At 47.3% G+C, this 25,848-nt stretch carries 24 protein-coding genes; 11 read left to right on the top strand and 13 right to left on the bottom strand.

What is annotated here, in order from left to right; all coding sequences use genetic code 11:
- Window positions 1-35: 35 nt before the first annotated feature.
- From ASF99_RS13815 to ASF99_RS13800, 4 genes are all read right to left on the bottom strand, one after another.
- On the bottom strand, window positions 36-1,043 hold the full coding sequence (locus ASF99_RS13815) for a FecCD family ABC transporter permease (protein WP_023469597.1): 1,008 nt from the start codon (window positions 1,041-1,043) through the stop codon (window positions 36-38).
- On the bottom strand, window positions 1,040-2,041 hold the full coding sequence (locus ASF99_RS13810) for a FecCD family ABC transporter permease (RefSeq protein ID WP_055969403.1): 1,002 nt from the start codon (window positions 2,039-2,041) through the stop codon (window positions 1,040-1,042). Before ASF99_RS13810 ends, ASF99_RS13815 begins: the two co-directional genes overlap by 4 nt.
- A gap of 78 nt (window positions 2,042-2,119) precedes the next feature.
- Window positions 2,120-3,031, bottom strand: coding sequence for an iron-hydroxamate ABC transporter substrate-binding protein (locus ASF99_RS13805; protein ID WP_055969400.1), 912 nt, complete (start codon window positions 3,029-3,031; stop codon window positions 2,120-2,122).
- A gap of 3 nt (window positions 3,032-3,034) precedes the next feature.
- Window positions 3,035-3,826 (bottom strand): ABC transporter ATP-binding protein, encoded by a 792-nt coding sequence (locus ASF99_RS13800; RefSeq protein ID WP_055969397.1) that lies wholly within the window; start codon window positions 3,824-3,826, stop codon window positions 3,035-3,037.
- A gap of 184 nt (window positions 3,827-4,010) precedes the next feature.
- Between ASF99_RS13800 and ASF99_RS13795 the strand changes: the two genes are divergently transcribed.
- The 4 genes from ASF99_RS13795 to ASF99_RS13780 all read left to right on the top strand — a co-directional run bounded on the left by ASF99_RS13795 (window position 4,011) and on the right by ASF99_RS13780 (window position 7,327).
- Window positions 4,011-5,069 (top strand): NAD(P)/FAD-dependent oxidoreductase, encoded by a 1,059-nt coding sequence (locus ASF99_RS13795; protein ID WP_023469593.1) that lies wholly within the window; start codon window positions 4,011-4,013, stop codon window positions 5,067-5,069.
- Window positions 5,070-5,247: 178 nt separating this feature from the next.
- Window positions 5,248-6,543: a cation:dicarboxylate symporter family transporter gene (locus tag ASF99_RS13790; protein ID WP_050678866.1), complete on the top strand. Its 1,296-nt coding sequence runs from the start codon at window positions 5,248-5,250 to the stop codon at window positions 6,541-6,543.
- 181 nt (window positions 6,544-6,724) lie between these two features.
- Window positions 6,725-7,012, top strand: coding sequence for a hypothetical protein (locus ASF99_RS13785; protein ID WP_055969394.1), 288 nt, complete (start codon window positions 6,725-6,727; stop codon window positions 7,010-7,012).
- A gap of 18 nt (window positions 7,013-7,030) precedes the next feature.
- The gene (locus tag ASF99_RS13780) at window positions 7,031-7,327 is read left to right on the top strand and encodes a DUF2089 family protein (RefSeq protein WP_023469590.1); all 297 of its coding nucleotides are present in this window, start codon (window positions 7,031-7,033) and stop codon (window positions 7,325-7,327) included.
- A gap of 41 nt (window positions 7,328-7,368) precedes the next feature.
- On the opposite strand, the gene ASF99_RS13775 is transcribed toward ASF99_RS13780, so the two are convergent.
- Both ASF99_RS13775 and ASF99_RS13770 read right to left on the bottom strand, forming a co-directional pair.
- The gene (locus ASF99_RS13775; protein ID WP_023469589.1) at window positions 7,369-7,602 is read right to left on the bottom strand and encodes a DUF4305 domain-containing protein; all 234 of its coding nucleotides are present in this window, start codon (window positions 7,600-7,602) and stop codon (window positions 7,369-7,371) included.
- Between the two features lie 21 nt (window positions 7,603-7,623).
- Complete coding sequence (locus tag ASF99_RS13770; protein WP_023469588.1) at window positions 7,624-8,316, bottom strand: CPBP family intramembrane glutamic endopeptidase; 693 nt, start codon at window positions 8,314-8,316, stop codon at window positions 7,624-7,626.
- A gap of 220 nt (window positions 8,317-8,536) precedes the next feature.
- Here ASF99_RS13770 and groES point away from each other — a divergent pair, with 220 nt between their 5' ends.
- The 4 genes from groES (at window position 8,537) to ASF99_RS13750 (ending at window position 14,103) form a co-directional block, all read left to right on the top strand.
- Window positions 8,537-8,821: a co-chaperone GroES gene (gene groES, locus ASF99_RS13765; RefSeq protein ID WP_023469587.1), complete on the top strand. Its 285-nt coding sequence runs from the start codon at window positions 8,537-8,539 to the stop codon at window positions 8,819-8,821.
- 32 nt (window positions 8,822-8,853) lie between these two features.
- Window positions 8,854-10,494, top strand: a complete 1,641-nt coding sequence (groL, locus tag ASF99_RS13760; protein ID WP_055969391.1) for a chaperonin GroEL — start codon at window positions 8,854-8,856, stop codon at window positions 10,492-10,494.
- Between the two features lie 260 nt (window positions 10,495-10,754).
- Window positions 10,755-11,870 carry an AAA family ATPase gene (locus ASF99_RS13755; protein WP_055969387.1) on the top strand — a complete coding sequence of 372 codons (1,116 nt, stop codon included), beginning with the start codon at window positions 10,755-10,757 and terminating at the stop codon, window positions 11,868-11,870.
- Entirely contained in the window at window positions 11,863-14,103 is a 2,241-nt protein-coding gene (locus ASF99_RS13750) for a S8 family peptidase (RefSeq protein ID WP_055969384.1), read from the top strand. Before ASF99_RS13755 ends, ASF99_RS13750 begins: the two co-directional genes overlap by 8 nt.
- 36 nt (window positions 14,104-14,139) lie before the next feature.
- Here the strand turns inward: ASF99_RS13750 and ASF99_RS13745 are convergent, their stop codons facing one another.
- Window positions 14,140-15,930, bottom strand: a complete 1,791-nt coding sequence (locus ASF99_RS13745; protein ID WP_055969381.1) for an LTA synthase family protein — start codon at window positions 15,928-15,930, stop codon at window positions 14,140-14,142.
- 225 nt (window positions 15,931-16,155) lie between these two features.
- On the opposite strand from ASF99_RS13745, the gene wrbA reads away from it, so the two are divergent.
- Window positions 16,156-16,758, top strand: a complete 603-nt coding sequence (gene wrbA, locus ASF99_RS13740; protein ID WP_023469582.1) for an NAD(P)H:quinone oxidoreductase — start codon at window positions 16,156-16,158, stop codon at window positions 16,756-16,758.
- A 61-nt stretch (window positions 16,759-16,819) separates the two neighbouring features.
- On the opposite strand, the gene ASF99_RS13735 is transcribed toward wrbA, so the two are convergent.
- Entirely contained in the window at window positions 16,820-19,252 is a 2,433-nt protein-coding gene (locus tag ASF99_RS13735) for a HAMP domain-containing sensor histidine kinase (RefSeq protein WP_055969378.1), read from the bottom strand.
- 215 nt (window positions 19,253-19,467) lie between these two features.
- Window positions 19,468-20,490 (bottom strand): zinc-binding alcohol dehydrogenase family protein, encoded by a 1,023-nt coding sequence (locus tag ASF99_RS13730; protein WP_055969375.1) that lies wholly within the window; start codon window positions 20,488-20,490, stop codon window positions 19,468-19,470.
- Between the two features lie 180 nt (window positions 20,491-20,670).
- Between ASF99_RS13730 and ASF99_RS13725 the strand changes: the two genes are divergently transcribed.
- On the top strand, window positions 20,671-21,111 hold the full coding sequence (locus ASF99_RS13725; RefSeq protein WP_035395742.1) for a hypothetical protein: 441 nt from the start codon (window positions 20,671-20,673) through the stop codon (window positions 21,109-21,111).
- 71 nt (window positions 21,112-21,182) lie between these two features.
- Here ASF99_RS13725 and ASF99_RS13720 read toward each other — a convergent pair whose 3' ends face one another.
- From ASF99_RS13720 to ASF99_RS13705, 4 genes are all read right to left on the bottom strand, one after another.
- Window positions 21,183-21,695, bottom strand: a complete 513-nt coding sequence (locus tag ASF99_RS13720; RefSeq protein ID WP_055969373.1) for a PCYCGC motif-containing (lipo)protein — start codon at window positions 21,693-21,695, stop codon at window positions 21,183-21,185.
- A 76-nt stretch (window positions 21,696-21,771) separates the two neighbouring features.
- A complete protein-coding gene (locus tag ASF99_RS13715) occupies window positions 21,772-22,689 on the bottom strand; it encodes a metal ABC transporter substrate-binding protein (protein WP_029342805.1) in 918 nt (305 codons plus the stop codon).
- A complete protein-coding gene (locus tag ASF99_RS13710; protein WP_023469576.1) occupies window positions 22,686-23,531 on the bottom strand; it encodes a metal ABC transporter permease in 846 nt (281 codons plus the stop codon). The genes ASF99_RS13715 and ASF99_RS13710 overlap by 4 nt, the downstream gene beginning before the upstream one ends.
- Window positions 23,528-24,265: a metal ABC transporter ATP-binding protein gene (locus ASF99_RS13705; RefSeq protein ID WP_055969370.1), complete on the bottom strand. Its 738-nt coding sequence runs from the start codon at window positions 24,263-24,265 to the stop codon at window positions 23,528-23,530. Before ASF99_RS13705 ends, ASF99_RS13710 begins: the two co-directional genes overlap by 4 nt.
- 230 nt (window positions 24,266-24,495) lie before the next feature.
- Between ASF99_RS13705 and mgtE the strand changes: the two genes are divergently transcribed.
- Window positions 24,496-25,848 (top strand): magnesium transporter, encoded by a 1,353-nt coding sequence (mgtE, locus tag ASF99_RS13700; RefSeq protein ID WP_023469574.1) that lies wholly within the window; start codon window positions 24,496-24,498, stop codon window positions 25,846-25,848.

Here is a 25,848-nt window from a genome sequence, read left to right as displayed (position 1 = left end):
TTCAGCAAAAGACGCTGATGGATGCGGATTTTTGATTATTTCTTCAACAGTAGATAAATGAAGTACGGTGCTCCAATCAAGGCGACGACGATCCCAGCCGGTACCCCGTCTGGTCCCGCGATGTTTCGTCCAATCGTATCAGCGAACGCGAGCAACCAGCCGCCGAGTAAAAGGGCAATCGGTAGGAAGAACTGATGCCGTGGTCCGACAAGCGCACGGGCGATATGTGGCGCCATCAGACCAATGAAGGAGATTCCCCCTGTCACGGAGACGGCAGCAGCAGCGAGCGCGACGGCTGTCAACAAGAGTTGGATCCGTTCTTTTTCAATCGCGACGCCAACACCAATCGCGACCGGTTCATTCAAGGCAAGTAGATTGAGCTTATTCGCCTTATAGAACGTGAGCGGAATCAAGACGAGTAACCACGGTAAGAGTGAGTAGACGAAGATCCAGTCCGTCCCCCAGATGTTACCGGCGAGCCACTTGGCGATGAAGTCGACCTTTTCACGACGCGTCGACGAAATCAGGATGACCATGATTCCAGACAGTGCCATCGAGAAGCCGACACCCGTTAAGATCAAGCGGATCGGTTGGAGTCCTTGTACACGGTCGTACGAGAACAGGTAGATCGCTGTCGCGGTGACGAGTGCACCGAAGAAGGCAGCGATCGGTAACAGATAGATGAATGACCCGACATCGGTCGGGAAGTACAGGAAGAACAAAGCGACGGCGACGCCAGCTCCGGTGTTGATGCCGATGATACCAGGATCAGCGAGTTCATTGCGGGTGATGCCTTGTAAGATTGCACCCGATAAGGCGAGCGCCATTCCTGCCATGACGGTGATGAGCAGTCGGGGTAAGCGGAGCGAATAGAGGACGAACTCCTCTTTGAACGATCCGTTTCCAAGTAACGTCGGCAGTAAACGATCGTACGAGAGAGAAGCAGGTCCAAGACCGATGCTGACGACGAGTGTTGCGATCAATAGTGCCAGTAACGTCCAAAACGTCAGTTGCTGGCGACGGCGTAAACGAGATTCCATCATGAGAAAGCACGCCCTCCTTTTCGAACGATTAAGAGGAAGAATGGTAGCCCGAGCATCGAGACGATTGCGATGACTGGCGTTTCATAGGGCGCGTACAGCGTCCGTCCGATCGTATCGGCAAGCAACATGAACGTCGCACCAAAGATCGCAGTCATGGGCAGGATGAATCGATAGTCCGTCCCGACGATCGCACGGACGATATGCGGAATCATCAGCCCGATGAACGCCATGTTACCGACGAGTGCTACGGCAGCACCGGCAAGCAGGATGACGACGACATAGAGGACCGCCTTGATCCGCTGGATGTTCTGTCCGAGTCCGAGCGCGACTTCTTCCGAAAGACTGAGGATCGTCAATTGCCGCGAGAAAATGAACGCAATCACGATACCGATCGCGATGACCGGCGCGATGACTTGCAGTTGTCCCCAGGTCGACCCGACGAGCCCACCGGACGTCCATTGTGAGACATCTTGGGCAATCTTGAAGTAGATCCCGATGCCTTCCGCAATCGCGTACAGAAACGCTGAGATCGCGGAACCGGCAAGGACGATCCGGAGCGGTGAGAAGCCGCCTTTTTTCGAAGCGCCGATTCCAAAGACAAGTGCTGCCCCGAGTGCTGCACCGACGAAACACGCGATCATGATTCCGAAGTAGTCAATTTTCGGGAACAGGACGATGACGAGCGCGAGTGCTGCATTCGCACCCGCTGTCAGACCGAGTAGACCAGGATCGGCGAGGGGATTGCGTGTCATGGCTTGCATGATGGCACCTGAGACACCGAGTGCTGCACCGACGAGGATCGCTGCCAGTTCCCGTGGCAAGCGGATTTCCTGGACGATTTTTGCTTTTTCATTCAACGGTCCGAACGTCAAAGCGTTCCAGACTTCGCGCGTCGTCGTATCGGCAGCACCGAACGTCATCGCGATCCAGAACATCCCGAAAAAGAGGACGAGACCGAGTGTGATTTTAATGCCGAACGGAATTCGACCAGCTGACATGAATGTCGCCTCCATTTCTGATTCAGTGAGTGAGCCACAAAAAAAGGAAGGGATCCCGCAGGTTCCCTCCCTTATTCATTATGCGCCAAGGAAACTTTTCTTGAAGAACTCGAGTTGACGTTCGAGTGTGAGCGGATCGTTGAAGTAGAACTCCTTCGAATCGACTTCGAAGACACGATCGTTTTTAACGGCTGGAATGTTTTTGAACGTATCCGTTTTCGTGAATGAGTTGTCCGCTTCCGCACTCTTACTGAAGACGAGGTAGTCGCCTGCGTATTCAGGAAGGACTTCTGGTGACAACGCGTAGTATCCGTCTTTTAATGCCATCTTCGTGACTTTATCCGGCATTTTCAATTTCATTTCCTGATAGAGAATCTCTGTTCCACGACCCCAGTTATCGCCGAAGACGTAGAGTTGTTTATCGAAGCTTTCGATGACAGAAACAGTAGCATCTTCACCGATTTTTGCTTTGATGTCTTTACCGGCAGCAGCAGCGCGTGTTTTGAAGTCTTTGACCCAGTCGCGTGCTTCTTGCTCTTTGTTGAGCAATTTACCGATTTCGATGTGTTGCGTCAAGTAGTCGACTTTTCCGTATGTGTACGTGACTGTCGGAGCAATCTTTTTGATTTTATCGAGGTTTTTCGTTGTTGAGTAGCCGATGATCAAGTCTGGTTCGAGTTCGATGATTTTTTCAACGTTCTCTTCCGATACTTCCGTGACATCTTTGAGCTTGTCGAACTTCGGATTCGCTTTTGACCACGAATCGACACCAACGACAGGTACGTCGAGTGCCATGACGTTGCCGGCAAAACCAGCGAGAACAACGACACGTTTTGGATTAGCCGGAACTTTGATGTCACCGTTCTCCGATTTGTACGTAATCGTCTCGTTTTTCGACCCAGACGCTGCGTCGTCTTTTTTCTCCGTATTGCCACACGCTGCGATGACGAGCGTGAGAATGAGTAGAACCGGTAAAAGTAGTTTCTTCATGATTCAATCTCCCTTGATTAAGTTGTAGGTGATACACATCGGCTTGTTCGTCCGCGGATCGCGTCCGATTTCAGCATCGATATGGAATACTTCTTGTAAGACGTCTTTTGCGATGACTTCCTCACACGTTCCGGCTTTGACGACTTCACCGTTTTTCATGGCGATGATATAGTCGGCGAACCGTGCCGCTTGATTCAAATCATGCAGGACCATGACGATCGTCCGTCCTTCAGTCCGGTTGAGATGCTCGAGTAGTTCGAGTACCTCGAGTTGGTGGGCGAGATCAAGATAAGTCGTCGGTTCATCGAGGAAGATGATGTCCGTCTCTTGGGCGAGTGCCATCGCAATCCAGACCCGTTGACGTTGACCACCCGACAGCGAATCGACGGGACGATGTTTGAATGCCATCGTATCCGTTGCTTCGAGTGCCCAATCGATGATCTCGTAATCGTGTTTCGTCAAGCGTCCAAATCCTTTTTGGTACGGGAAACGACCGTATGAGACGAGCTCTGCGACCGTCAGACCACTTGCGCTCTCTGGAGTTTGTGGCAGAATAGCCATTTTCCGGGCAAGTAGCTTCGTACTTTCCTTGGCGATATCGAGACCATCGAGCAATGCACGTCCTGATTGATGAGGAATGATCCGTGTCATCGCTTTCAATAAAGTCGATTTGCCACATCCGTTCGCCCCAATGATCGTCGTGATTTGTCGATCGGGAATTTGGACGGACAAGTCTTTGACGATGGGACGATCACCGTAGCCGATATTGATTTCTTCTGTTGCTAGACGTACCATACGCGACGACTCCTTCGTTGTTCTCTCCGTTTTCAATGATAATGATTATCACTATCGTCTCATTAACCATACCAGTCCTGTAAAAACGCTGTCAACATTTTTTCTTGTGTTCAAGAGATGTTCACGTTATCATGAGGGAGTGAGAATGATAATCAATCGTAATCAAAGATGAGGAGTGAGCGAGATGAGGGAACAGGAGTTGTTCGACGTAACGATCATCGGCGGAGGACCTGCAGGGTTATATTCGACGTTCTATAGTGGTCTTCGGGGCATGAAGACGAAATTGATCGAGTATCAAGCAGAACTCGGAGGAAAATTGCACGTCTATCCGGAAAAGATGATCTGGGACGTCGGCGGACAGCCACCGATCACTGGTGAAAAACTCATGGCTCAACTCGTCGAACAAGGACTGACGTTCCAACCGACTGTTCAATTGAATGAAAAGATCATCTCGATCGCAAAAGACGTCTTCGGCAACTTCGTCTTAGAAGCAGAATCGGGTCGGATCCATTATTCGAAGACGGTCATCGTCGCGGTCGGCGGCGGCATCCTCAATCCACAAAAATTAAAAGTCGAAGGTGCGGAACGCTTTGAAGTGTCGAACTTGAACTATACGGTCAAATCGATTGAACGCTTTAAAGGAAAGACCGTCATCGTCTCAGGTGGTGGGAACTCTGCGATCGACTGGGCGAACGAGCTCGAACCGGTCGCGAAAAAAGTCTACGTCACGTATCGCCGGGATTGTTTCTCGGGGCACGAGGCGCAAGTCGACCAGCTCGTTAAAAGTTCGGCTGTTTGTCTCCTCAACACGACGATTCACAAGCTGATCGCAAGTCCTGATCATCAACGGATCGCATCAGTCGAATTGATCGACTGTCAAACAGAGGAAATCGTTGAGATTCCAATTGATGAAGTCATCATCAATCACGGCTACGAGCAGGACGCGGCACTGCTTGACGCCTGTGATCTCGATATCGCACGGGTCGATGACTTCTATATCGCGGGTAACGCAGCGAGCGAGTCGAGTGTACCGGGACTATATGCTGCCGGAGATATTCTTTCACACGACGGGAAGGTCCATTTGATCTCAGGTGCCTTTCAAGATGCGGCGAATGCCGTCAACCGGGCAAAACGCTTCATTGAGCCGGAAGCGCCAAAAGTGGCGATGGTCTCGTCACATAACGAAGTCTTTAAAAAACGCAATCGTGCGTTGATTGAGGAACGCGTCAATCAACAATCTTGAATAATGTTCAAACGTCCAAAATGCTTGGAAACAAGCGGATTTTGGACGTTTTTTATACAGAATCTAGTTTTGTACTATAACAGAACGATTTGACAACGTACTGTATTTAGGACAAAATTCTACTTATGTTCCACTACATGTAGGATACAAGTAAGACGGATGTATAAGGAGGAAGAGTATGACAACTACGAAACGTAAGCCAATTGGCCTTGCCTGGCAAATTTTAATCGGCTTGATTCTCGGGATCACAGTCGGTGGTGTATTTTATGGGAATCCCCATGTCGCGGAGTGGCTCAAGCCAATCGGTGACATCTTTATTCGGATGATGAAAATGATCGTCGTTCCGATCGTCTTCACGACGATCGTCCTCGGTGTCTCATCGGTCGGTAGTCCGAAAAGTCTCGGACGTCTCGGCGTCAAGACGCTCGGTTACTTCACGATCGTGACGATGATCGCGATCTTCACGGGGCTGTTCGCAGCCAATCTCGTTGAACCAGGTGCTGGTATTAATATGTCGACACTCGATAAAACGGACATCTCGACGTATGTCGAGACGGAAGAGACGACACAAGACGCAGGACTCGTCGATAAGATCGTCAACATCGTTCCGACGAACATCTTGGACGCGATGGTTCGCGGTGACATGCTTGCAATTATTTTCTTCTCGGTCTTATTCGGACTCGGTGTCGGTTTTGCAGGAGAGAAGGGCCAACCGGTCGTTCGTTTCTTTGAAGGTGTCGCAGCAGCGATGTTCAATCTCGTCAATATCGTCATGAAATTCGCGCCGATCGGTGTCTTCGCTTTAATCGGTGTCACGGTCTCGACGTTCGGGATTGAATCGCTCGGTTCATTGTTTAAACTGATTGCGACGTTATACGTCACAGCGCTTCTCTTCATGGTGATCGTCTTCGGTGCGATCATGAAATGGGTCGGGATTCGGGTTTCTGATTTCACGCGTATCTTCAAAGACGAGTTATTGCTGACGTATTCGACGGCATCGTCTGAAACGGTACTGCCGCGCGTCATGGAAAAACTCGAACGGATGGGCGTTCCGAAATCAATCGTCAGCTTCGTCGTACCGACGGGTTATTCGTTTAACCTCGATGGATCAGCGCTGTATCAAGCGCTCGCTGCCTTGTTCATCGCACAGATGTACGGTATTGATCTCTCGATCGGAACACAACTGACACTTGTCTTCGTCTTGATGCTGACATCAAAAGGAATGGCTGCCGTTCCTGGCGTCTCCTTCGTTGTTTTGCTCGCGACACTCGGTACGGTCGGTATCCCGGCAGAAGGACTTGCCTTCATCGCGGGGATTGACCGAATCATGGATATGATGCGCTCGGTCGTCAACGTCACAGGAAACACGCTCGCTTCACTCGTCATCGCGAAGTGGGAAGGTGTCCTGGACGAAGACCAACTCGAGACGTTCATGTCGACAGAAGGTAAAAAGGACGACGTCCGCAGTGCGTGATCGTCGTAAATATAAGGAAGGACTGAATCGTCAGTCCTTCCTTTTTTCGTCTATGAAAATAGATTAAAGTAGATTGTTTTTAAAGAAAACCCCTTATTTTTGATTATAGTTAAAATTAAGTTGAATATTATTTATTTTAAAGTTAATATTATTTATATAATTATAGAGGAGAGGCGATAAGATGCAAACGGCAGGAATCATCATTGGTATTGTCACAGTCTGTATCGTACAATTTTACTTAGCAAGGCGTGGAAGAGTCTGGAGTTTCATTATTCCAGCCATCATCATCGGTCTCGGAATTTACTGGTATTTCGGAACAGGACCACACTCAGCGGATCGAGAGTCATTGATCCGAATCGGTACGTGTGTTGGGTTGTCCATGATGATCTCGATGGCTGAGATGGGTGTCGACTCGCGCCGTAAGCAACTGAAGCGTGAAAAAGAACGAATGGAGATTCAAGATTTGTAAGAGAAGTGAGGGAACACGATGGAACGACAAGACGTACCCGCTTGGGTACTGGCACTCGAACAGGAGCATCTCGAGTTCATCCGCAAGTTCGTCTTGAGCTCTGGTTCATTAAAGGATATGGCAACGGCCTATCAAGTATCCTACCCGACCGTCCGAGCGAAGTTGAACCAGTTGATCGAGCGGATTGATTCGGTGCAGCAGGAAGATGTCGAATTCGTCAATATGATCAAGAACTTGGTCTTAGATGAACGGTTGAGTCTCGATGTGGCGAAGACGATCATCGATTCCTACCGCAAGGGTCAAGCGAAAGAATAAACCAAAAAACGAGATTCCCGTCTGACGGAAATCTCGTTTTTTTATTGCTTGTCGTTCTTTTTGTCCTGTTCCTTCTTGATCATCTTCTTTGCTGCTGCGCGGAAGCGGAAGATCAAGTAGAGACGGTAGAAGTCGATCGCAGCGAACAACGTCAGCAGGATCGTCCAGAAGTTAAAGACCGTTCCTGCTTCGACCGAGTTGTTGTAGGCAAGGAACATGAAGAGAATACCGAATATGGCATAGAACACTGCCATGAAGTTCGAGCTTTGACGCATGAAAACACGACCTTTCGTAAATTAAGACATCGCGTAGATGGCGAGTACGACGATTCCGTTGTTAAAGACATGGATGGCGATCGGAGCAATGATCCGGCGCGTCTTGACGAAGACGAGCGAGAAGACGAAACTCATCGCGACATAGATTAAAAATTTGTTGTCTTGGTGAATCAAACCGAACAAAGCACCTGTCAAGATGAAGCTGAAGAAGAAACCGAGCTTCGAGGAGAGATTGCCGAACAGGATATGCCGGAACAAGAACTCTTCCATGATCGGTCCGAGCAGGACGACCATGACTTGCAGGAGTGGGATGACTTGGATCGCTTGGATTATCTGATCCGTATTTTGCGATTTCGCGACATTCTCGATCCCGCCTGCCATCCAGGCATCGATCAAGTTGACGCTGATCAAGAGCGCATACAGGAGCACGATCCCGATTCCGATCCATTTCAACGTATCCATCGGATCGGTTTGACGTCCCTCTGCCTTCCACTTCTGCCAATCGGGACGCAGGCAGTAGTAGGAGACGATGACGGCGACCGTGAAGCCGATCGCAAGCCACCAACCGGCGACGTCAGCAATGACGTTTTTCGGAAGGAAATACTGGAACGAACCCGGAACCAATTGGACGATCAGATAGATGATGATCGGAATGACGTGACGCTTTTGCCACTTCTCCGCCATCACGAAAGGCAGACTGATTGGATTTTTCATCGTACAGGACACAACTCCTTTGTAATGAAGGTACTGTCCCGATTGTAACAAACAAACGGTCTTGGCGCACGATTGACGATGATTCAAAGGTGTCGATTTCGGGAAAACGGATAAAGGTTCAGGCTTGAATTCAGAAGAGAAAGCGTATAAGATAAAAATATGTTAGCACTCAACTAAAGTGAGTGCTAAAAAACAGTCATTTTCAAGGAGGATGTTTCGCATGTTAAAACCACTTGGTGATCGCATCGTGATCGAAGTCGTTAAAAAAGAAGAAACAACACTCGGAGGAATCGTTCTTCCTGGGTCAGCGAAAGAAAAACCACAAGAGGGTAAAGTCGTCGCTGTCGGTACAGGCCGTGTGACAGAGCAAGGCGTACGTGTACCACTTGAAGTGAGTGTCGGAGATCACGTCATCTATGCACAATATGCCGGTTCAGAGGTCAAAGTCGACGGCAATGAATACTTAATTTTACGCGAAAGCGATATTTTGGCAGTAGCCGAGTAATTCAGTCAATCATCTAAAGGGGGATTTCAGTCATGGCAAAAGAGATTTTATTCAGTGAAGAAGCACGTCGAGCAATGCTCCGCGGGGTCGACGCATTAGCGGATGCAGTCAAAGTCACGATCGGACCAAAAGGACGCAACGTCGTCCTCGAGCGGAAGTTCGGTTCACCACTCATCACGAATGATGGTGTGACGATCGCAAAAGAAATCGAACTCGAAGATCATTTCGAGAACATGGGTGCAAAACTCGTTGCAGAAGTTGCCTCAAAAACGAATGAGATCGCAGGGGATGGTACGACAACAGCGACAGTCCTCGCACAAGCGATGATTCGTGAAGGTCTTAAAAACGTTACAGCGGGCGCAAACCCGATGGTCATCCGTAAAGGAATCGAAAAAGCGGTCCGTCGCGCTGTCGAAGAGTTGCACGCGATCGCAAAACCAATCGAAGGTAAAGAAGCAATCGCCCAAGTCGCAGCAATCTCAGCAGCGGACGAAGAAGTCGGTCAATTGATCGCAGAAGCAATGGAACGTGTCGGTCAAGATGGTGTCATCACGATCGAAGAATCACGCGGCTTCACGACAGAACTCGACGTCGTCGAAGGCATGCAGTTCGATCGTGGTTACGCGTCACCATACATGATTACGGATTCAGATAAGATGGAAGCGGTCCTTGAGAACCCGTACATCCTCGTCACGGACAAAAAGATCTCGAACATCCAAGAGATTCTTCCAGTCCTCGAGCAAGTCGTTCAACAAAACAAACCACTCCTTATTATCGCAGAAGACGTTGAAGGCGAAGCACTGGCGACACTCGTCGTCAACAAACTCCGTGGTACGTTCAACGCGGTAGCAGTCAAAGCACCAGGCTTTGGTGACCGCCGGAAAGCAATGCTTGAGGACATTTCAATTGTCACAGGCGCAGAATTGATCACAGAAGACCTCGGTCTTGATCTGAAAGAAACACAAATCACGCAACTCGGTCGCGCGTCGAAAGTCGTCGTCTCAAAAGACAACACGACAATCGTCGAAGGTCACGGACACGGGGATTCGATCGAAGCACGTGTCGGTACGATCCGTGCGCAAATCGAAGAGACGACAAGTGACTTCGATCGTGAGAAATTACAAGAGCGTCTGGCGAAACTCGCAGGCGGCGTAGCAGTCGTCAAAGTCGGGGCAGCAACCGAGACAGAACTCAAAGAACGCAAGCTCCGGATTGAAGATGCACTTAACGCGACACGCGCAGCGGTCGAAGAAGGTATCGTAGCAGGTGGGGGAACAGCTCTCATTCACGTTACGAAAGCCGTCGAATCGATTCTGTCGGTCTCAACAGGTGACGAAGCAACAGGTGTCAACATCGTGCTTCGCGCACTTGAAGCACCGCTTCGTCAAATCGCGGAAAACGCAGGTCAAGAAGGTTCGGTCATCGTCGAGCGTCTCAAGCATGAAGCGCCAGGAATGGGCTACAATGCGGCAACGGACGAGTATGTCGACATGATCGAGACAGGAATCGTCGATCCAGCGAAAGTAACGCGTTCAGCACTTCAAAACGCAGCGTCCGTTTCAGCGATGTTCTTGACGACGGAAGCCGTCATCGCCGATAAACCAGAACCAGCCGGATCTGCTCCTGCAATGCCTGATATGGGCGGCATGGGTGGAATGGGCGGAATGATGTAACTTAACGATTTATTTTAATAAGTAACTTGAATCAGTAACGTATTATTAGTTCTTATCAAAGTCTGTATCCTAGTCTATTAGGAGCAGACTTTTTTTATTTAGACTTCATCAAAAATTTTACGAATTTATTTAAAAGAGATTTTAATAAAAGTTGAATTTTGTTCCTTAATAGAATATTCTTTGAATAAGGAACAAATATAATAAAAAACTGTTTATTTCCAATGATTTTAATGTGTTCCTAAAGAATGGAGTTTTAAATTATGAAACAAATAGAAAAACACTTACCGATTTTAATTAAAGCTGCTTTTGAGAATGATAAAGAAATTATTGAAGAGAGTACGTTGAGCATAGTTCGCTCTTTAAAAAAAGAAAATCCAGAAATTTCAAAGAAAATTTCTGAAATATTATCTAACTATAGAGCAGGCTCTTCGTTAATAAGAGCCTATGGAAAAGAACCTTTACCCAAAGATGAAGAATCTCTAAGTAATTTAGTAAATTTAGAAGATAATAGTGTTCTACCATCTGAAATTTTTTTATCAGATACGTATAAGAAAACGATTGAAGAGTTTTTACAGAATAGAAAACAGATAAAAAAATTATTGGAATTTGGAATTAAACCTACTAACAGTTTATTGCTATATGGAGAACCAGGTGTTGGAAAAACTCATCTCGCAAAATATTTAGCTTTCCAACTTGATTTGCCATTGTTAACACTCGATCTTTCTTCAACAATTTCTAGCTATTTAGGTAAAACAGGTAAAAATATTAAAGAAGTATTAGATTATGCTAAACGTTCTCCTTCAATTTTATTGATAGATGAATTTGATGCCATCGCTAAGAAAAGAACTGATTCTAGTGATTTAGGAGAACTTAAAAGAATAGTCAATGTTTTATTAAAAGAATTGGAAACTTGGCCATATGATTGTATTTTAGTAGCAGCCACTAATCATCCCGATTTATTAGATGACGCAATTTGGAGAAGATTTAATATGAAAATTGAAGTGGAAAAACCTGATGAAAAGATAAGATTACATTTATGGAGTCATTATCTTGATAGAGGAGTAGTAAATATTGATAAGAAATTTCTAAATTTTTTAAGTTTTACCTACGTTAATATAACTCCAGCAGATATTGAACAGGTTAGTACTCACGCATTGCAGAAACAAATTGTATTTGGTGGAGATATTAAAACAAATGTATTAAAAAGCTTCATTGATACAAAAGTTATTTCAGAAAGTATTTCGAAGAGAAAATTAGTTATTTCATTAAAAAAAGAATACGGTAATAATATTACTCAGAGAGAACTATCGGAACTAACGGGGGTATCTTTAACTTCAGTTAATAGATATTTGCGAGAGGAGATAAATTATGAGTGACGATGTAAAGAGACCTATTTTAGGCAGAGGTGAAAACTTAGTTGAGCCTATCAGAAAAAAATCATCAGGTGGAGAAAAAAGTTTTCCTAGAACTTATGAAGAAGCTCAAAAATTAGTAAAAGATGAGTTAGTAAAAGTGAAAAGTAATATTGATAGTATTCCACTAGAGAAAAAAATGGATGACGTAGTAATAGCAATTCGATTAAATGAAAAATTTTTGGCTAAATCATACACACCGAACGTTTTTTTTAACACATTAAATTTTAGAAATGTTGGATCCAGAAAATGGTATGACGAGCAGGGGAATGAAAGTAAGTTGAACTTTGTAAAAATTCGATCTGATGAGATTGAAACAGGTTTAGACTTGCTTGATTCCGTTAAATCAAAAGGTTTTACTGATGATATTCGGAAAATTGAAAAAATAAATTTACTTACCGGTGACGAAATTGCTCTAGGTTTTGAAGAAGAGTGGGAGCAAGGTAGGGTTGAATTAGTGTTGCATCCATATGAGGAAGAAGGAATAGTTTTAGAAAAGCTGTTCGAGTTATTAAATATTTCTCAAGAAGAACGTAAAAATATAAAGTATAAAGTGTATGAAAACGGTCCTATTTTTGTAAGCATTAACTTATCAAAATCGGATATAGATTTAGTTAAAGACTTTAATCCGCTAAGAACAGTTCACCCTTTAGAATTTGAATTAAACTCAGCATTTGGAGATCTCACAATTAATAAAGTTCAACCACCCTTAAATAGTTTAGCTCCTATAAAAAAAGTCGGAGTAATAGATGGTGGGGTTAATTTAAATAATCCTTTTTTTCAAGAATTCTCAACTCAAAATTACGAAGTAAGTTCTTTGTCTAGTGAAAGTTTTGTCACTCATGGGACTAGTGTAGCTAGCTTGGTTTTATATGGTGATTTGAGTAATTTTGGAGATGGAACAAATGTTCCGAACCCCATAATAGGCGTTGAAAGTATTCGGGTGTTTCCTACATCTGACCCTTCAGATATAGATTTGTATGAATCTATAGATTTGATTGAAGAAGCCGTGCCTAGATTGAATGATATTGATATTTTTAATGTTTCAGTGGGACCGACAGGTAGTATTTTAGATGATGATATTAGTAGGTTTACTACTGCATTGGATAAGTTAGCTTATGATCATCAAAAACTTTTTGTTGTAGCTGTTGGTAATTCCGGAACAAAGCGAGCTCCTTACAATAGAATCGAATCACCATCAGATATGGTAAATGGTATTGGAGTAGGAGCTTATCAAATTGACGCTAGCGGTAATTATTCTAGAGCACCATACAGTTCTATCGGTTTTGGGCGTGAGGGCTGTAAAGTAAAACCAGACTTTTGTGAACATGGCGGTTCGTCACAACGACCGATTCGAGTCTTAGGCGTTGAAGAGTACGCAATGCAAAATGTTCAAGGAACAAGTTTTGCAGCTCCGATAGTGGCTAGAAAAGCAGCAGAGTTAATGATGAAAAGTGGAGAAATCGGTACTTTGACTGCAAGAAGCTTATTGACGCATGCGACCTCAAATGAAATGGAAGAAATAAACAATGAAACAGGATACGGGATTTGTATAGAAAATGTAGACGATATATTATTGTGCACTAAAAATAAAGTAACAATAATATACAATAATGAAATGTCGGTTAAAAACTATGCGAAACTAAAAATTCCGTTACCTAAAGAGTGCGATGCAAAAAAGATTAAGTTATCTTGGACAGTTGTTGTAGATACACCTCCCAATCCATTATTTGCTGAGGGTTATACTTCTACTTCTATCGAAGATGTGTTACATCCTCATGAAGAAAAATTTAATTTTAACAAAGGCAAAAGAACTTTAAAAAGAAATATGGTAACTCAAACAAAAGAAATACAAGAATTATTAACTGATGGATGGGTACCAAGTACTATACCTGCTAGTGTGACGCCGCAAAAATTTTCAACAGAATCAGAACGTCGTGATGATCTAAAATGGGATACAGTTTTTAAAAGAAGTAAAACATTCAATTTAAATTCTTTAAAAAATCCTTTTTTAACCTTCCATGCCTTAGAAAGAGATACCGATAAAAATCGAATTCGATATAGTGTCGCAGTCACTATTGAAGCGCTAAATTACTCGGGAGATTTATACAATGAAATTTTAAGCGAATATAGAGTTTTGCAGCCAATAAGTGTAAGGTTGGAGCAAGAAATTAGAACTTCTCTTCAGATAGATTAATTACATGTTTTATTTAATGAAAAAGTATTTTGTTTATTACTGTAACCCATTCTCTTCAATAACCTTATCCGACAGCTTTAACTGCGTACTCACATCCTTGACTTGATTTCGACAGAACTTCAGCTCAACTTTCTTTTTTGTCGAGACGTCATAGCAGGTGCCTTCACCGGATGCTTTCGTCAAATCCGCTTCATAGTAATAGTCCTTGTAGCGAAACGAACCATCACGGAAGCCGGTCAGATTCGGTTGATCATCGACGAGGGATTGTCCCATCATATAGGACGTCTTAAGATTCAATAGATCAATGATTGTTGGTGCGATATCGATCTGTCCGCCATTCTCTTTCATGACCCGACCGGTTTGCTGGTCGGGTTTTTTGATGAAGAGTGGGATGCGGCGCTCGAGTTCAAAGGCAGCAACCGGGGACGAGATATCCGCTTTTTTGCGCATCTCGCTTCCTTCATTGACAAGTCCACTATCGTGATCGCCATAAAAGATGACGAGAGACTGATCCCAAAGATCGCGTTGTTTCAACTCGTCGATCATCTTTCCGACACCGGTATCGACGTAATGGACGGTCTGATAATACCGTTTCAGCATTGGATCCTCATAACCAGATAGATCAAGCGTCTGGTCTTCCTTGTCAATTTCATACGGTGTATGACTCGTCAGCGCGACTAAAAACGAGAAGAACGGTTCTTGCAACGTCTCCATGTGATCAATCGATTCGAGGAAGAACTGTTGATCGTTCAGTGCCATGCCGATTTTCTTCTCTTTTGAATAATCCTTTTGGCTGAAGAAGTGCTTAAAACCGATGTTCTTGTAGACATCGTCACGATTCCAGAAGCCTTTTTCGTAGGCATGCATCGCTGCCGTATCGTATCCGTTTTTCTCAAGTAATGCAGGGAGCGGCTCGAATTCATTCGTCGGATATCGCGTATAGACAGAGCCTGATTTTAATGGATAAAGTGACGTGTTCGTGATGAACTCAGCGTCCGAAGTTCGTCCTTCATGCGTCTGGTGGTAGAACGACGAGAAGTAGAGTGATTCCTTCTTCAATTGATTCAGGTTCGGCGTCACTTCTTCACCGTTGATGGTCTGGTCGATGACTGAAGCCTGGAACGACTCAAGCTGTACCAGAATGATATTTGGCGTCTGCTTCGGACCCGTTGGATTCGTCTGTTCCTTTTGATTGATGCGCTGTTGTTCCTGTGCCGTCAGTCCGTCGCCGGGTCGTCCAGTCACGCCTTTAAACACATCCCATCCGTGATAACCCCAAAAGCCAAACAGGTAGTAGTCACGCATATCGGAGATCGTTGCCGTCGGTTGACGCTCTTCCGTTAGCGTCCGGTACGTCAGTAGCGAAGCAGACAAGACGATACCACTGACTGCAAGGATTCCCGCCGTCCGGCGTCGTGTTTGCTTCGTCGTCACTTCCGGTCGTTTGTGGAAAACAAAAAGCAGTAGTACAAAGATCAAACTATCAGCGAACAAGAGGAAGTCTTGCGGTACGATCAAGGCGGTGAAGCCGCTACTGACGTCACTCATCTGCGTCATCTGTGAGAGGAGCGAGACGGAGAGAAAGTCCTCGAAGTAACGATAGTACCACATGTCGGAAGCCAGTAGAAAACTGTGCGCGAGCAGTAGACCGAGCCAGACCCAGCGGCGTTTATTCCACGGAATCAGTAACGTCCAGCTCGACAGGATCAGCATCCCGGCCAGGTTCATGAGTGTTAAATGGAGCGAAAGATCGGTCTTTGTAAAGTAACTAAACAGCATGAACTTCAGCATGCCGAGTAACAGATAAAGGGTGTAGCGAATCGCCATGGTCAGTACTCCTTACGTGTGTCGTCACACGGTCTTTACCCTAAATGTTTGATGGTGGAACGCCAGATGTGGACAGCCATGTTCGCTTGTTCCATGATGTAGTCGAAAAATTGGTCTATATTTCCTCTTGAATTCAAACAATTGACGTTAATTTGCGCAGAAAGCGGGAATAGAAAGCGTGTACGTCCATCGTCCGTCACTGTCTTTTAAAAAAGGAGCGAAGTCATGTCAAACGTGAAACTAGCGGTCATCTATTACAGCGCAACCGGAACGAACCATCAACTTGCCTCATGGGCAAAAGAAGCGGGAGAAGCGGCAGGAGCAGAAGTCCGCCTTGCGAAAATCAAGGAGACAGCCCCAGCAGAAGCGATTGCTTCGAACCCATTGTGGCAAAAGCATGCGGATGCCACACGTGATATCGAAGAAGCGACACCGGATCTACTCGACTGGGCAGATGCGATCATCTTTAGCGTCCCGACACGTTACGGTCATGTCCCAGGACAATTCCAACAGTTCCTCGACACGACAGGCGGACTGTGGGCACAAGGCAAACTCGTCAATAAAGTCGTCAGTGCGATGTCGTCGGCACAGAATCCGCATGGCGGTCAGGAAGCGACTGTTCTCGCAGTTTATACGACGATGTTCCACTGGGGTGCAATCGTTGCAGCACCAGGTTATTCGGATCCTGTCTTGTTCGCAGCGGGCGGAAATCCATATGGTACATCGGTCACTGTCGACCAAGACGGCAACATGGTCGAATCGGTCGAACCAGCCGTGCGCCATCAAGCGAAACGGACGGTTGAAGTGGCAAGCCGTCTCAACTCATAACATTACCTAATTCAAAAAGCGCCGGAATGCTGATTCGCATTCTGGCGCTTTTTCATATGCATCATGTATTTTGCGTCAACGGAAGTTCGACTGTGAACGTCGAACCTTGTCCTTCGATCGACTCGACATGGATTTCTCCATCATGCCCACGCGCAATTTCGCGACAGATTGAGAGCCCAAGACCAGTACCGCCGATTTGACGGGTGTCCGAATTGTCGACACGATAGAATTTTTGGAACAAGTTACTCATCGCAGAAGCAGGAATCCCGATACCCTCATCTTGAATCGCGACGGTGACACGTGACGCGTGTCGCGTCAGTTGGATATCGATCGTTCCACCAGCTGGTGAGTATTTGATCGCATTGTTGATTAGGTTACTGAACAATTGGCGAATCTTCTTCGCATCCCCTTCGACGATCAGCGGTTCGACGTTTCGGAATATTTCAATCGCGTGGGAAGACGACGACAGGCTATGCAACTGTTTCAAATCCCGAATCATCGCGACGATATCAAACGGTGCCATCTCATATTCCTGACGGTTTGCTTCCATCCGTTGCAGGTCGAGGAAGTCATTGATCAACAGCGAAAGACGTTCTGTTTCCGAATGGACCGCTTCGAGATACTTCTTCTGTCGCTTCGGTGGCAGGTCACGCTGAATCATCAGCTCAGTAAAGCCATAGATCGACGAGAGTGGTGTCCGCAGTTCGTGCGAGATCGTCGAGACGAGTTCGTTTTTGATCCGGTCAATCTCGACTTCGTTCGTCACGTCACGTAAGACGAGTAGAATCCCGCGGAACTGTCCACCATAATGAATGCTCTCGGAATACGTCTTGATGAAGCGTCGCTCGTGATCGATCGAGAATGTGATTCCTTCACCGATTTCACGCTGAACGAACGTCTTTTTCAAGTAACGTTCGAATTCCGGTAGTTGGTCGACGCGATGCTTAAGTTGGACGACAGACGGAGTGATGTTCATCAGTCCGTTCTCATCGATACTGTCATCAACCGGATGGTCAAACAGATCGAGCAATGGTCGGTTGATCAATTGAATATCGCCTTCGGGTTCGATATAGACGATCGATTCACGAATCGAGTTCAATAGTCGCGCCGTTTTTTCCCGCTCACGTTCAATCTCGTCGAACGTCCGCATCCGCAAGAGTGACAATGCCAGCTGGCGCGCGAAGGCGGCTAGTTCTTCCTGCTCGTAACGATCAAACCGATCCTGATCGCGGGACAAGAAGATATAGGCGATGATCTCATTTTGACTCGGATCAAGAACCGGTGTGACAGCGCGTGCGACTTCGTCCTCGAACTGTGTATGCGGTCGTTTATCTTGTCGCGACTCACGCAATAACGGCTCAATCGTTGGCATCCAATCCTCGACTGTGAGCGGTGTCTGTGGATAAAAGACGATATCGATGACTTTTGTTCCTTCTTTAAAGATCAGTGCGCCTTGATCAGACTGCGTGATCTCAACCATCTTTTGGATGACAGAAGGATAAGCGCTGATGCTATCGCGCGACGCCAGTGTCTCCGTCAATTGATTCCGTAGACGCAAGTGGGACTCGTTCCGTTGCGTCAGTTTTAAGGCATCTTCGAGATTGACGTTCGTTGACATCAATTGATGTTTGTTTTCAATCAAAGCTGTCGCCATCTGATGGAACGATTTACTCAATTCACCAATCTCGTCAGCACGGTTGAGTGGAATCAACGGTAACGTATGCTCACCGCTTGCAAGAAGTTTACTCTCCTTGCTAAGAAGATGGATCTGTCGCGTCGTCCGTTCGATGAACGGGCGGACGATCAGCAAGATAACAAGGAATAGGACGAGCAAATTGACGAGCCAAATCCACTCAGCATACTTCGTCTGGGTGACGAGTTGTTCTTTTGCACCAAGTTCTTTCGCACGGAGACTACTCCGGTAGTTCGTGAACGTGCTCTCCATCGTGTTGACGCTTTTACGCATCGTCTCACTATTCGAGGCATTCATCTTGAATTTCCGGTTCGGGTCCCGTGGCACTTCTGGCATCATCGCCTTCAGACTCGGCATCTGCAAGAAACGTTCGTCGATCGTGCCTGACTGCTTCGCTTGAACATATTTAATCAAGCTTGGCATGACGAAGTTCGTATACGAGTTATAGAGCGACCGGATATCAGACGCATAGATTTGATCCGCTTTGTAGAGACGATTTTTCTCAAACCAAGCGGTCTGTTGTTCAAGTGAGGCTTTTTTTTCATCAATCACGTCGAGCACGGCATCGTCACCGAAGACGATATAGCCCCGCATCTCGTATTGAAGGGACTGCCAATCGTCCCAAAGTTTCGTCGCTCGATCTTCACGTAAGCTGATCGCATCGAGCTCCTGTTTCGCATCCGTGACTTGGTGGTTCGTGTAAAAATAAGCAGCCAGGGAAGAGATCGATAGTGTGATAAGAATGAGATAAAACGACGACATGATCTGTCGGCTGATCTTTTGATTGAACCATTTTCGCATATGGATTATGGATGCTCCTTTGTCTATGTGTATCAAGCGTCGATTAGATGTATTACATTGGAATATTTGTTACCGTAATCGTACATTTTTTAGACGAATAAATATAGTCATAATGCTTAAATTATCTTCAAAGTAAGAGATTCAGGTTCACAAAGAAAACAAAGAACGACAAAAAAGCAGAACGGGATCTTACTCCCATCCTGCTCCGATGCCCATTAATGATGTTCGACGACAATCTTCCCAATCGTTTTTCCGCTTTCGACAAGACGATGTGCTTCTTTTAGGTTGTCGGCATTCATGCCGATTAGCGTCTGTGTGACCGTCGTCTCGAGTGTATGCTCTTCGATCCATGCTGCGACTTGCGTCAGAATCTCATGTTGGCGGATCATGTCCTCTGTCTCGAACAGCGGACGCGTGAACATGAACTCCCAAACGAACGTCGCACTCTTTTGTTGGAGCGCACTTAAATCGAGTTTTTGATCTGTCTCGACGATGCTACAGATTTTCCCTTGCGGTGCAATTACATCGACCATCGTCTCAAAATGTTGGTCCGTCGCATTGAGACAGAAGATATAGTCGACGTATTTGTAGCCGAGGGCTTCCAGCTGAGGACGGAATGCCTCGTGGTGATTGATCGTATGATGTGCACCGTGTTCCTTCGCCCACTCAATCGTCTCGTCGCGTGACGCCGTTCCGATGACAGTTAGTCCAGCGTGATTTGCGAGTTGTGTCGCGATTGAACCGACACCACCAGCGGCTCCGATGATGAGAATCGTCTTCTCGAGATTCGACTTAGCATCAAACGTCAATCCGAGACGATCGGTCAATGCTTCGTAAGCTGTCAGCGTCGTCAACGGGAGAGCAGCGGCTTCACTGAACGTCAACCGTTCCGGCTTTTTGGCGACGATCCGTTCATCGACGAGTTGGAAGTCACTGTTTGACCCGGGGCGCTGAATCGCACCGGCGTAATAGACTTCATCACCGACTTGGAAGAGGGAGGCATCATCGCCGACTTCAACGACGACTCCGGCTGCATCGTAACCGATGACCTTCGGGGCGTCTTCGTCTTTCCCGTGAGCACGGACTTTCGTATCGACCGGGTTAACCGATACGGCTTTGATCTCAACCAATAAATCGTGTCCGGTTGCTTCCGGGCGTGGCAGTTCTAAATCAATCAGACTCTCTTGTTCCGTTAGTGGTAAGTGTCGGTGGAAACCGACAGCGGACATATTCGACATCGACAATCATCCTTTCCAGATAGGAATCGTTTCTCTCCATCTGTTCCACCCCCGCTCGGTCTTAAAACCAATTGCGAAACTTTGAAAACGGATTCCCCTTCTGTCGTCAACGTAAGAATGCTGGATAGATATGGTAGCATATGAGAGTAGCTATTATTTTTTGAGAAGGAGCGATTTTGTATGTATGACGTCATCTCTCTACCGGCAGGACCGACTCAAGTCACGATTGAACGTTACCTCGTCCATGCGCATCCGCACCCACGTCCATATCGACCCGCGCGTTTGATTGCCTTGCGTCAAAGTGGTGGCGTCATGCATCGACTGTATCGCACGGAGCGGGAAATCGTGCTCTCTCCGCACGAGGCACTTGCCCCACAAGTCCAGCGGCTCTCGTTCTCGCAACAGGAGCGTGTCCTTGCGTATATCGAAGAACGGCGCGCAAGCTTCGGTTTTGATGAAGGGGAGGAATACAAATTTTACTTACTCGAAGTAGCATACGAACTCCGTCACCTGCCACGAACGGATCGACCGATTCGGGCACATACGTACTATCAACTGGATGAGCTGTTGTCGGGTCGACCGCTCGTTTTGCGTGCTGGAAGTCAAATGCGCTCCACATGAGACAGAAAAAAGAACATAAAAAAAGCAGTCCGCCTTTCCTGACGTTCATCGCGAGGAGGGCGGACTGTTTATTAGAGTGCCGGAGTTGGCGTCGGTGTGACACCGGTCTTTTTATAAGCTTGATCGATGGCAGTCCGGATTTCCTTGACGGAGCTACCTTTTTGATAAGCGACAATCGACTGTGCTGCGATATCGAGACACGTGCCGCACGTGATGCCGTGCGTCGTCCAGGTCGTGGAACTAGCAGTCTGCTCCTCGATGAAGCAGTCATAGTTGCTTGTATGACCAGCAGATTCACCGCAACCACAATAACAAGGCATCTTCTTCAAGAGATCAGGATGTTTAGCGACGGAGCGGTAAATCGTCTGGATCGACTCATCCTGTTCGTTCAGAAAAGCGGGTAACGTGTCTGGTCCCGCGGTCTTCTCGAGTTGATCACCAGCACCGTGGCTGGCATGGTCCGCATGATCTCCGTGATTCGTCTGTTCTGTTTTTGGAGCACCCGTTTGATCAGCTGTTCCGCATGCAGCGAGCAACAGGATGATACTAAGGGGAAAGGCGTAACGATATAGTCCTATTTGCATAATGTGCCTCTCTTTCATCGTCTTGCCTTCATTATAAGGAAAGACGTATCGAGAAGGCGTGACGATTTGTTGACGCTTACTTGGCGAGTGCTTCCGTGATCGTCTCGATGTTTGCTTGCATCATGCTGTAGTAGGTGTCGCCATCCTTACCCGGTGCACCGAGTGAGTCGGTGAAGAGAGTACCACCGATCGGAACACCAGTCTCCCTTGAGACGGTTTCCATGCTCCGCCGATCGACGCTCGTTTCGACGAACAGGACTGGGATATCTTGCTCCTTGATCGTATCGACGATCCGGCGGACTTGAGCCGGAGTTCCTTGATTATCTGAGTTGATCTCCCAAATATAATCCGCTTTGACGTCATAGGCAGTTCCGAAGTATTTGAAGGCTCCTTCGCTCGTGACGAGATGACGTTCTGCTTTCGGAATAGCGGCAAACTGCTTTTTCGCTTCCTGATCAAGCGTCTGCAATTTTTTAATATAGGCATCGGCATTTTTTTCGTAGTCGGCTTTGTGCTTCGGATCTTCCTTGATTAATGCCTGCTTGACGTTTTCGACGTAGCGAATCCCATTGCTTATATCGAGCCACGCATGCGGATCAGTCTCCGATTCTTTGCCCTTCGTCGTCAGGTATTTCGGTTCGACGCCTTTGCTTAAACGATAGACTGGTGCGTCAGACGCGTCTTTGCCAGTCGTTGCCCGGAGTTTATCGAACCACGCACCGCCGGCTTCCAGGTTCAACCCGTTGTAGAAGACGACGTCAGCATCTGCCATCGCTTGTACGTCTGCTGGAAGTGGATCATACTCGTGCGGGTTTGCCCCGATCTTGACCATGCTGTGGACATCGACATGTTCACCACCGACCTCACGTGCGAGGTCAGCGAGAATCGAATATGTCGCAACGACCTTCAGCTTCCCGTTATCTTCTGCAGGTGTCGAACAAGCAGCAAGCAAGACCGTGCTGAGGAGGACGAACAGAAAAAGTTTTACTTTCATACAGTAGACTCCTTTCGTTTCCGGTGACGCATCAGACCGTGACGTGGTGAGAAGACGAAGACGAGGGCGAACAACGTCGTCGCGACGAGGACGATCGACGCACCGGAAGATAGATTATAGGTAAAGCTGAAATACAGTCCGATGATGGCGGACAACGTACCGAAGCCTCCCGCTAGGAACAGCATCCGTGAGAGGCGGTTCGTCAGTAAATACGCGGTCGCTGCCGGTGTGATCAGCATCGCGACGACGAGGATGATGCCGACGGTCTGAAGTGAAGCGACGGTGACGAGTGTTAGTAACGTCATCAGTCCGTAATGAATCCAACGCGTCGATAGTCCATAGGCTTGCGCCATCGTCGGATCAAACGAGCTGATCAGCAACTCTTTGTAGAACAAGAAGATTCCACCGAGGACGATCAATCCGATGATGACGGTCATCCACATGTCGCTCGGACGGACCGCGAGGACGTTACCAAACAGAATGTGATAGAGATCGCTACTGCTACGCAAGAACGAAATCAGGATGATCCCGAGGGCGAAGGCGGATGTGAACATGATTCCGATTGCCGTATCGTTCTTGATGCGACTGTTCTGGCTAACGAAGCCGATTCCGAGTGCGGTCACGAGACCCGTCACGACAGCACCGATCAGGAAGTTGATTCCGAGTAGATAGGAAATCGCAACACCAGGTAAAACGGCGTGCGAGATTGCATCCCCCATCAACGACATTCCGCGAAGGATGATGAAACAGCCGATCACACCACAGATGATGCCGACCATGACGGCGGTGATCATCGCTTTTTGTAAGAATTCATACTGAAGTAATGCCTCGATGAACGTCATCCTCGTCCCTCCTTGCGTCGTTCGAATAGCGGTAAGCCATACGCTGGTTCGAGCCATTCCGGTGTCAAGATATCAGACGGCGGACCGACAGCGATTAGTTGTTTGTTCAACAGCATCAATGTGTCGAAGTAGTCTTCTGCTTTATGCAAATCATGGTGGACGACGACAATCGTCCGCCCTTCGGCTCGGAGTGTCCGTAAGAGCTCGATGATCATCTGCTCACTCGCGACATCGATGCCGACGAACGGTTCGTCCAGCAATAGTAGCTCTGCTTCTTGGGCAAGGGCACGCGCCAGAAAGACCCGTTGTTGCTGTCCGCCTGACAGTTCACCGATTTGGCGTTCAGCATGATCGGACATACCGACGCGTTCGAGACAATCCATGGCGAACGCTTTTTGTGCTTTCGATGGTCGTTTGAATAAGCCGAGCTTCGGATAACAGCCCATCAACACGACATCCTGCACACGAACCGGGAAATCCCAATCAATTGCACTTCGTTGTGGGACATAAGCGACGCGTGACCGGACGTCTTCGAGTGATTGGTCGAGCACGCGTAACTGCTCGATACGAGCCGGGATCAGACCGAGGACGGCTTTTAAGAATGTGGATTTACCAGCACCGTTCGGTCCGATGATGCCAATCAACGAAGCGACCGGGAGGCGAACGGACACTCCGTCGAGTGCATGGGTATCAAAATAAGAGACGGTGAGACGATCAACGTCAAGGGCGTACATGAATGATCACTCCTTTGGTTTTGTGGTGTATAGAAGGAAAGTTTCCTTAGGGCAAAAAATAGGGTAAAAATTTTAACTCCAATTACTGGATAAAGATTCGGTCTACAAATAATGTTTCCTTAAGGCAAACTTTAAAGCCGTAGGAAACAGATGTCAACTGTTTTTCGATATCGATCGCGAATCAACTCGTGCTAAGATGAAAAGGCAGAATCGTAATGGGGGTGAGGAGATTGCGTCAGACAGCAGAACAACAATGGAAGTGGTTATTGCTCGATGCGCTCGCGAAGGAAAAGCGGGAGCAAGCACAGCAAGTCATCGAAGAGGTCTATCCGTATGATATCGCGCAAGTGTATGAAGAGTTGGGCGAAGACGATCAGGCACGACTCCTCGACTATCTGGATCACGAGCGATTGGCGGATGTCCTCGAGGAGCTCGAAGGGGAGCAACGTCTCGCCGTCTTACGTCGTTTAGACGTCGAGCGTGCCGGGCACGTCCTCGATTTAATGGAGAACGATGACGTCGCGGATTTACTCGAGGAACTTGGACCGGAAGAGACCGACCGCTTGCTTGGAAGCATGCGGACGGACGAGGCTCTGATCGTCCGCAATCTCTTGACGTATCCACCGGAAACGGCAGGGCGCTTGATGACGAACCGGTTCATCTGGGTCGGAGAGGATTTCACGGTCGGTGAGACAGTCGAGAAGATGCGCGACTACATCGAATATTCGGAGACGATCAACTATGTCTACGTCGTCAATCAACTCAGTGAACTCGTTGGTGTCATCTCATACCGGGATGTCATCTTAGCTGAAAACACGGAACGGATTAGTGACGTCATGGAGACGAAGGTGATTCGGGTAGCGGCAGAGACCGACCAAGAAGAAGTCGCGCAATTGTTCGAACGCTATGATCTCGTCTCGTTACCCGTCGTCGAGGGCGACATTCTCGTTGGATTGATCACGGTCGATGATGCGCTTGACGTCTTACGGGAAGAAGCAAACGAAGACATCGAGAAACTCTCGGCATCCGGTAAATCGATTGATTTCGAGACGAAGCCGTGGATTGCTGCGACCCGTCGCTTACCGTGGCTCGTCTTGCTACTGTTCATCGGGCTCGTCTCCGGATCAATCATCAGTCAGTTCGAAGAGACGCTCTCAAAAGTCGTCGCGCTCGCCTTCTTCATGCCGATGATTGCTGGTATGACCGGAAATACTGGTACCCAATCGCTCGCGGTTGTCGTCCGCGGATTGATCACGCGTGAAGTCGATAAGCGGGTCGCGACTCGGTTGATCCTACGGGAGCTCTGGGTTGGTTTAATCATTGGTGTCATTTGTGGTATCTTGATCGCCATCATTGCCTACGTCTGGCAAGGGAGTGCCGTCTTAGGTCTTGTCGTCGGCAGTTCGCTCGTCATCACGTTGATCTTCGGGACACTTGCTGGAACGATCATTCCGCTCATCTTACATCGCCTAAAGATTGACCCAGCAATCGCATCCGGACCATTGATCACGACGTTGAACGATATCTTATCGCTCCTCGTCTACTTCGGGATTGCAACGGCATTCATTAGCCGCTTGATGTAA

The organism is Exiguobacterium sp. Leaf187, assembly GCF_001423925.1.
GTDB lineage: Bacteria > Bacillota > Bacilli > Exiguobacteriales > Exiguobacteriaceae > Exiguobacterium_A > Exiguobacterium_A indicum.
The sequence above is the reverse complement of the archived record's forward strand: the minus strand, read 5'-3'. Positions and strand labels throughout refer to the sequence as shown.

What these genes read in the sequence shown, in the direction of transcription:
- ASF99_RS13815 (WP_023469597.1), bottom strand. Translation starts at nt 1,043, where the DNA reads ATGATGGAATCTCGTTTACGCCGTCGCCAGCAACTGACGTTTTGGACG.
- ASF99_RS13810 (WP_055969403.1), bottom strand. Translation starts at nt 2,041, where the DNA reads ATGTCAGCTGGTCGAATTCCGTTCGGCATTAAAATCACACTCGGTCTC.
- ASF99_RS13805 (WP_055969400.1), bottom strand. Translation starts at nt 3,031, where the DNA reads ATGAAGAAACTACTTTTACCGGTTCTACTCATTCTCACGCTCGTCATC.
- ASF99_RS13800 (WP_055969397.1), bottom strand. Translation starts at nt 3,826, where the DNA reads ATGGTACGTCTAGCAACAGAAGAAATCAATATCGGCTACGGTGATCGT.
- ASF99_RS13795 (WP_023469593.1), top strand. Translation starts at nt 4,011, where the DNA reads ATGAGGGAACAGGAGTTGTTCGACGTAACGATCATCGGCGGAGGACCT.
- ASF99_RS13790 (WP_050678866.1), top strand. Translation starts at nt 5,248, where the DNA reads ATGACAACTACGAAACGTAAGCCAATTGGCCTTGCCTGGCAAATTTTA.
- ASF99_RS13785 (WP_055969394.1), top strand. Translation starts at nt 6,725, where the DNA reads ATGCAAACGGCAGGAATCATCATTGGTATTGTCACAGTCTGTATCGTA.
- ASF99_RS13780 (WP_023469590.1), top strand. Translation starts at nt 7,031, where the DNA reads ATGGAACGACAAGACGTACCCGCTTGGGTACTGGCACTCGAACAGGAG.
- ASF99_RS13775 (WP_023469589.1), bottom strand. Translation starts at nt 7,602, where the DNA reads ATGCGTCAAAGCTCGAACTTCATGGCAGTGTTCTATGCCATATTCGGT.
- ASF99_RS13770 (WP_023469588.1), bottom strand. Translation starts at nt 8,316, where the DNA reads ATGAAAAATCCAATCAGTCTGCCTTTCGTGATGGCGGAGAAGTGGCAA.
- groES (WP_023469587.1), top strand. Translation starts at nt 8,537, where the DNA reads ATGTTAAAACCACTTGGTGATCGCATCGTGATCGAAGTCGTTAAAAAA.
- groL (WP_055969391.1), top strand. Translation starts at nt 8,854, where the DNA reads ATGGCAAAAGAGATTTTATTCAGTGAAGAAGCACGTCGAGCAATGCTC.
- ASF99_RS13755 (WP_055969387.1), top strand. Translation starts at nt 10,755, where the DNA reads ATGAAACAAATAGAAAAACACTTACCGATTTTAATTAAAGCTGCTTTT.
- ASF99_RS13750 (WP_055969384.1), top strand. Translation starts at nt 11,863, where the DNA reads ATGAGTGACGATGTAAAGAGACCTATTTTAGGCAGAGGTGAAAACTTA.
- ASF99_RS13745 (WP_055969381.1), bottom strand. Translation starts at nt 15,930, where the DNA reads ATGGCGATTCGCTACACCCTTTATCTGTTACTCGGCATGCTGAAGTTC.
- wrbA (WP_023469582.1), top strand. Translation starts at nt 16,156, where the DNA reads ATGTCAAACGTGAAACTAGCGGTCATCTATTACAGCGCAACCGGAACG.
- ASF99_RS13735 (WP_055969378.1), bottom strand. Translation starts at nt 19,252, where the DNA reads ATGCGAAAATGGTTCAATCAAAAGATCAGCCGACAGATCATGTCGTCG.
- ASF99_RS13730 (WP_055969375.1), bottom strand. Translation starts at nt 20,490, where the DNA reads ATGTCGAATATGTCCGCTGTCGGTTTCCACCGACACTTACCACTAACG.
- ASF99_RS13725 (WP_035395742.1), top strand. Translation starts at nt 20,671, where the DNA reads ATGTATGACGTCATCTCTCTACCGGCAGGACCGACTCAAGTCACGATT.
- ASF99_RS13720 (WP_055969373.1), bottom strand. Translation starts at nt 21,695, where the DNA reads ATGCAAATAGGACTATATCGTTACGCCTTTCCCCTTAGTATCATCCTG.
- ASF99_RS13715 (WP_029342805.1), bottom strand. Translation starts at nt 22,689, where the DNA reads ATGAAAGTAAAACTTTTTCTGTTCGTCCTCCTCAGCACGGTCTTGCTT.
- ASF99_RS13710 (WP_023469576.1), bottom strand. Translation starts at nt 23,531, where the DNA reads ATGACGTTCATCGAGGCATTACTTCAGTATGAATTCTTACAAAAAGCG.
- ASF99_RS13705 (WP_055969370.1), bottom strand. Translation starts at nt 24,265, where the DNA reads ATGTACGCCCTTGACGTTGATCGTCTCACCGTCTCTTATTTTGATACC.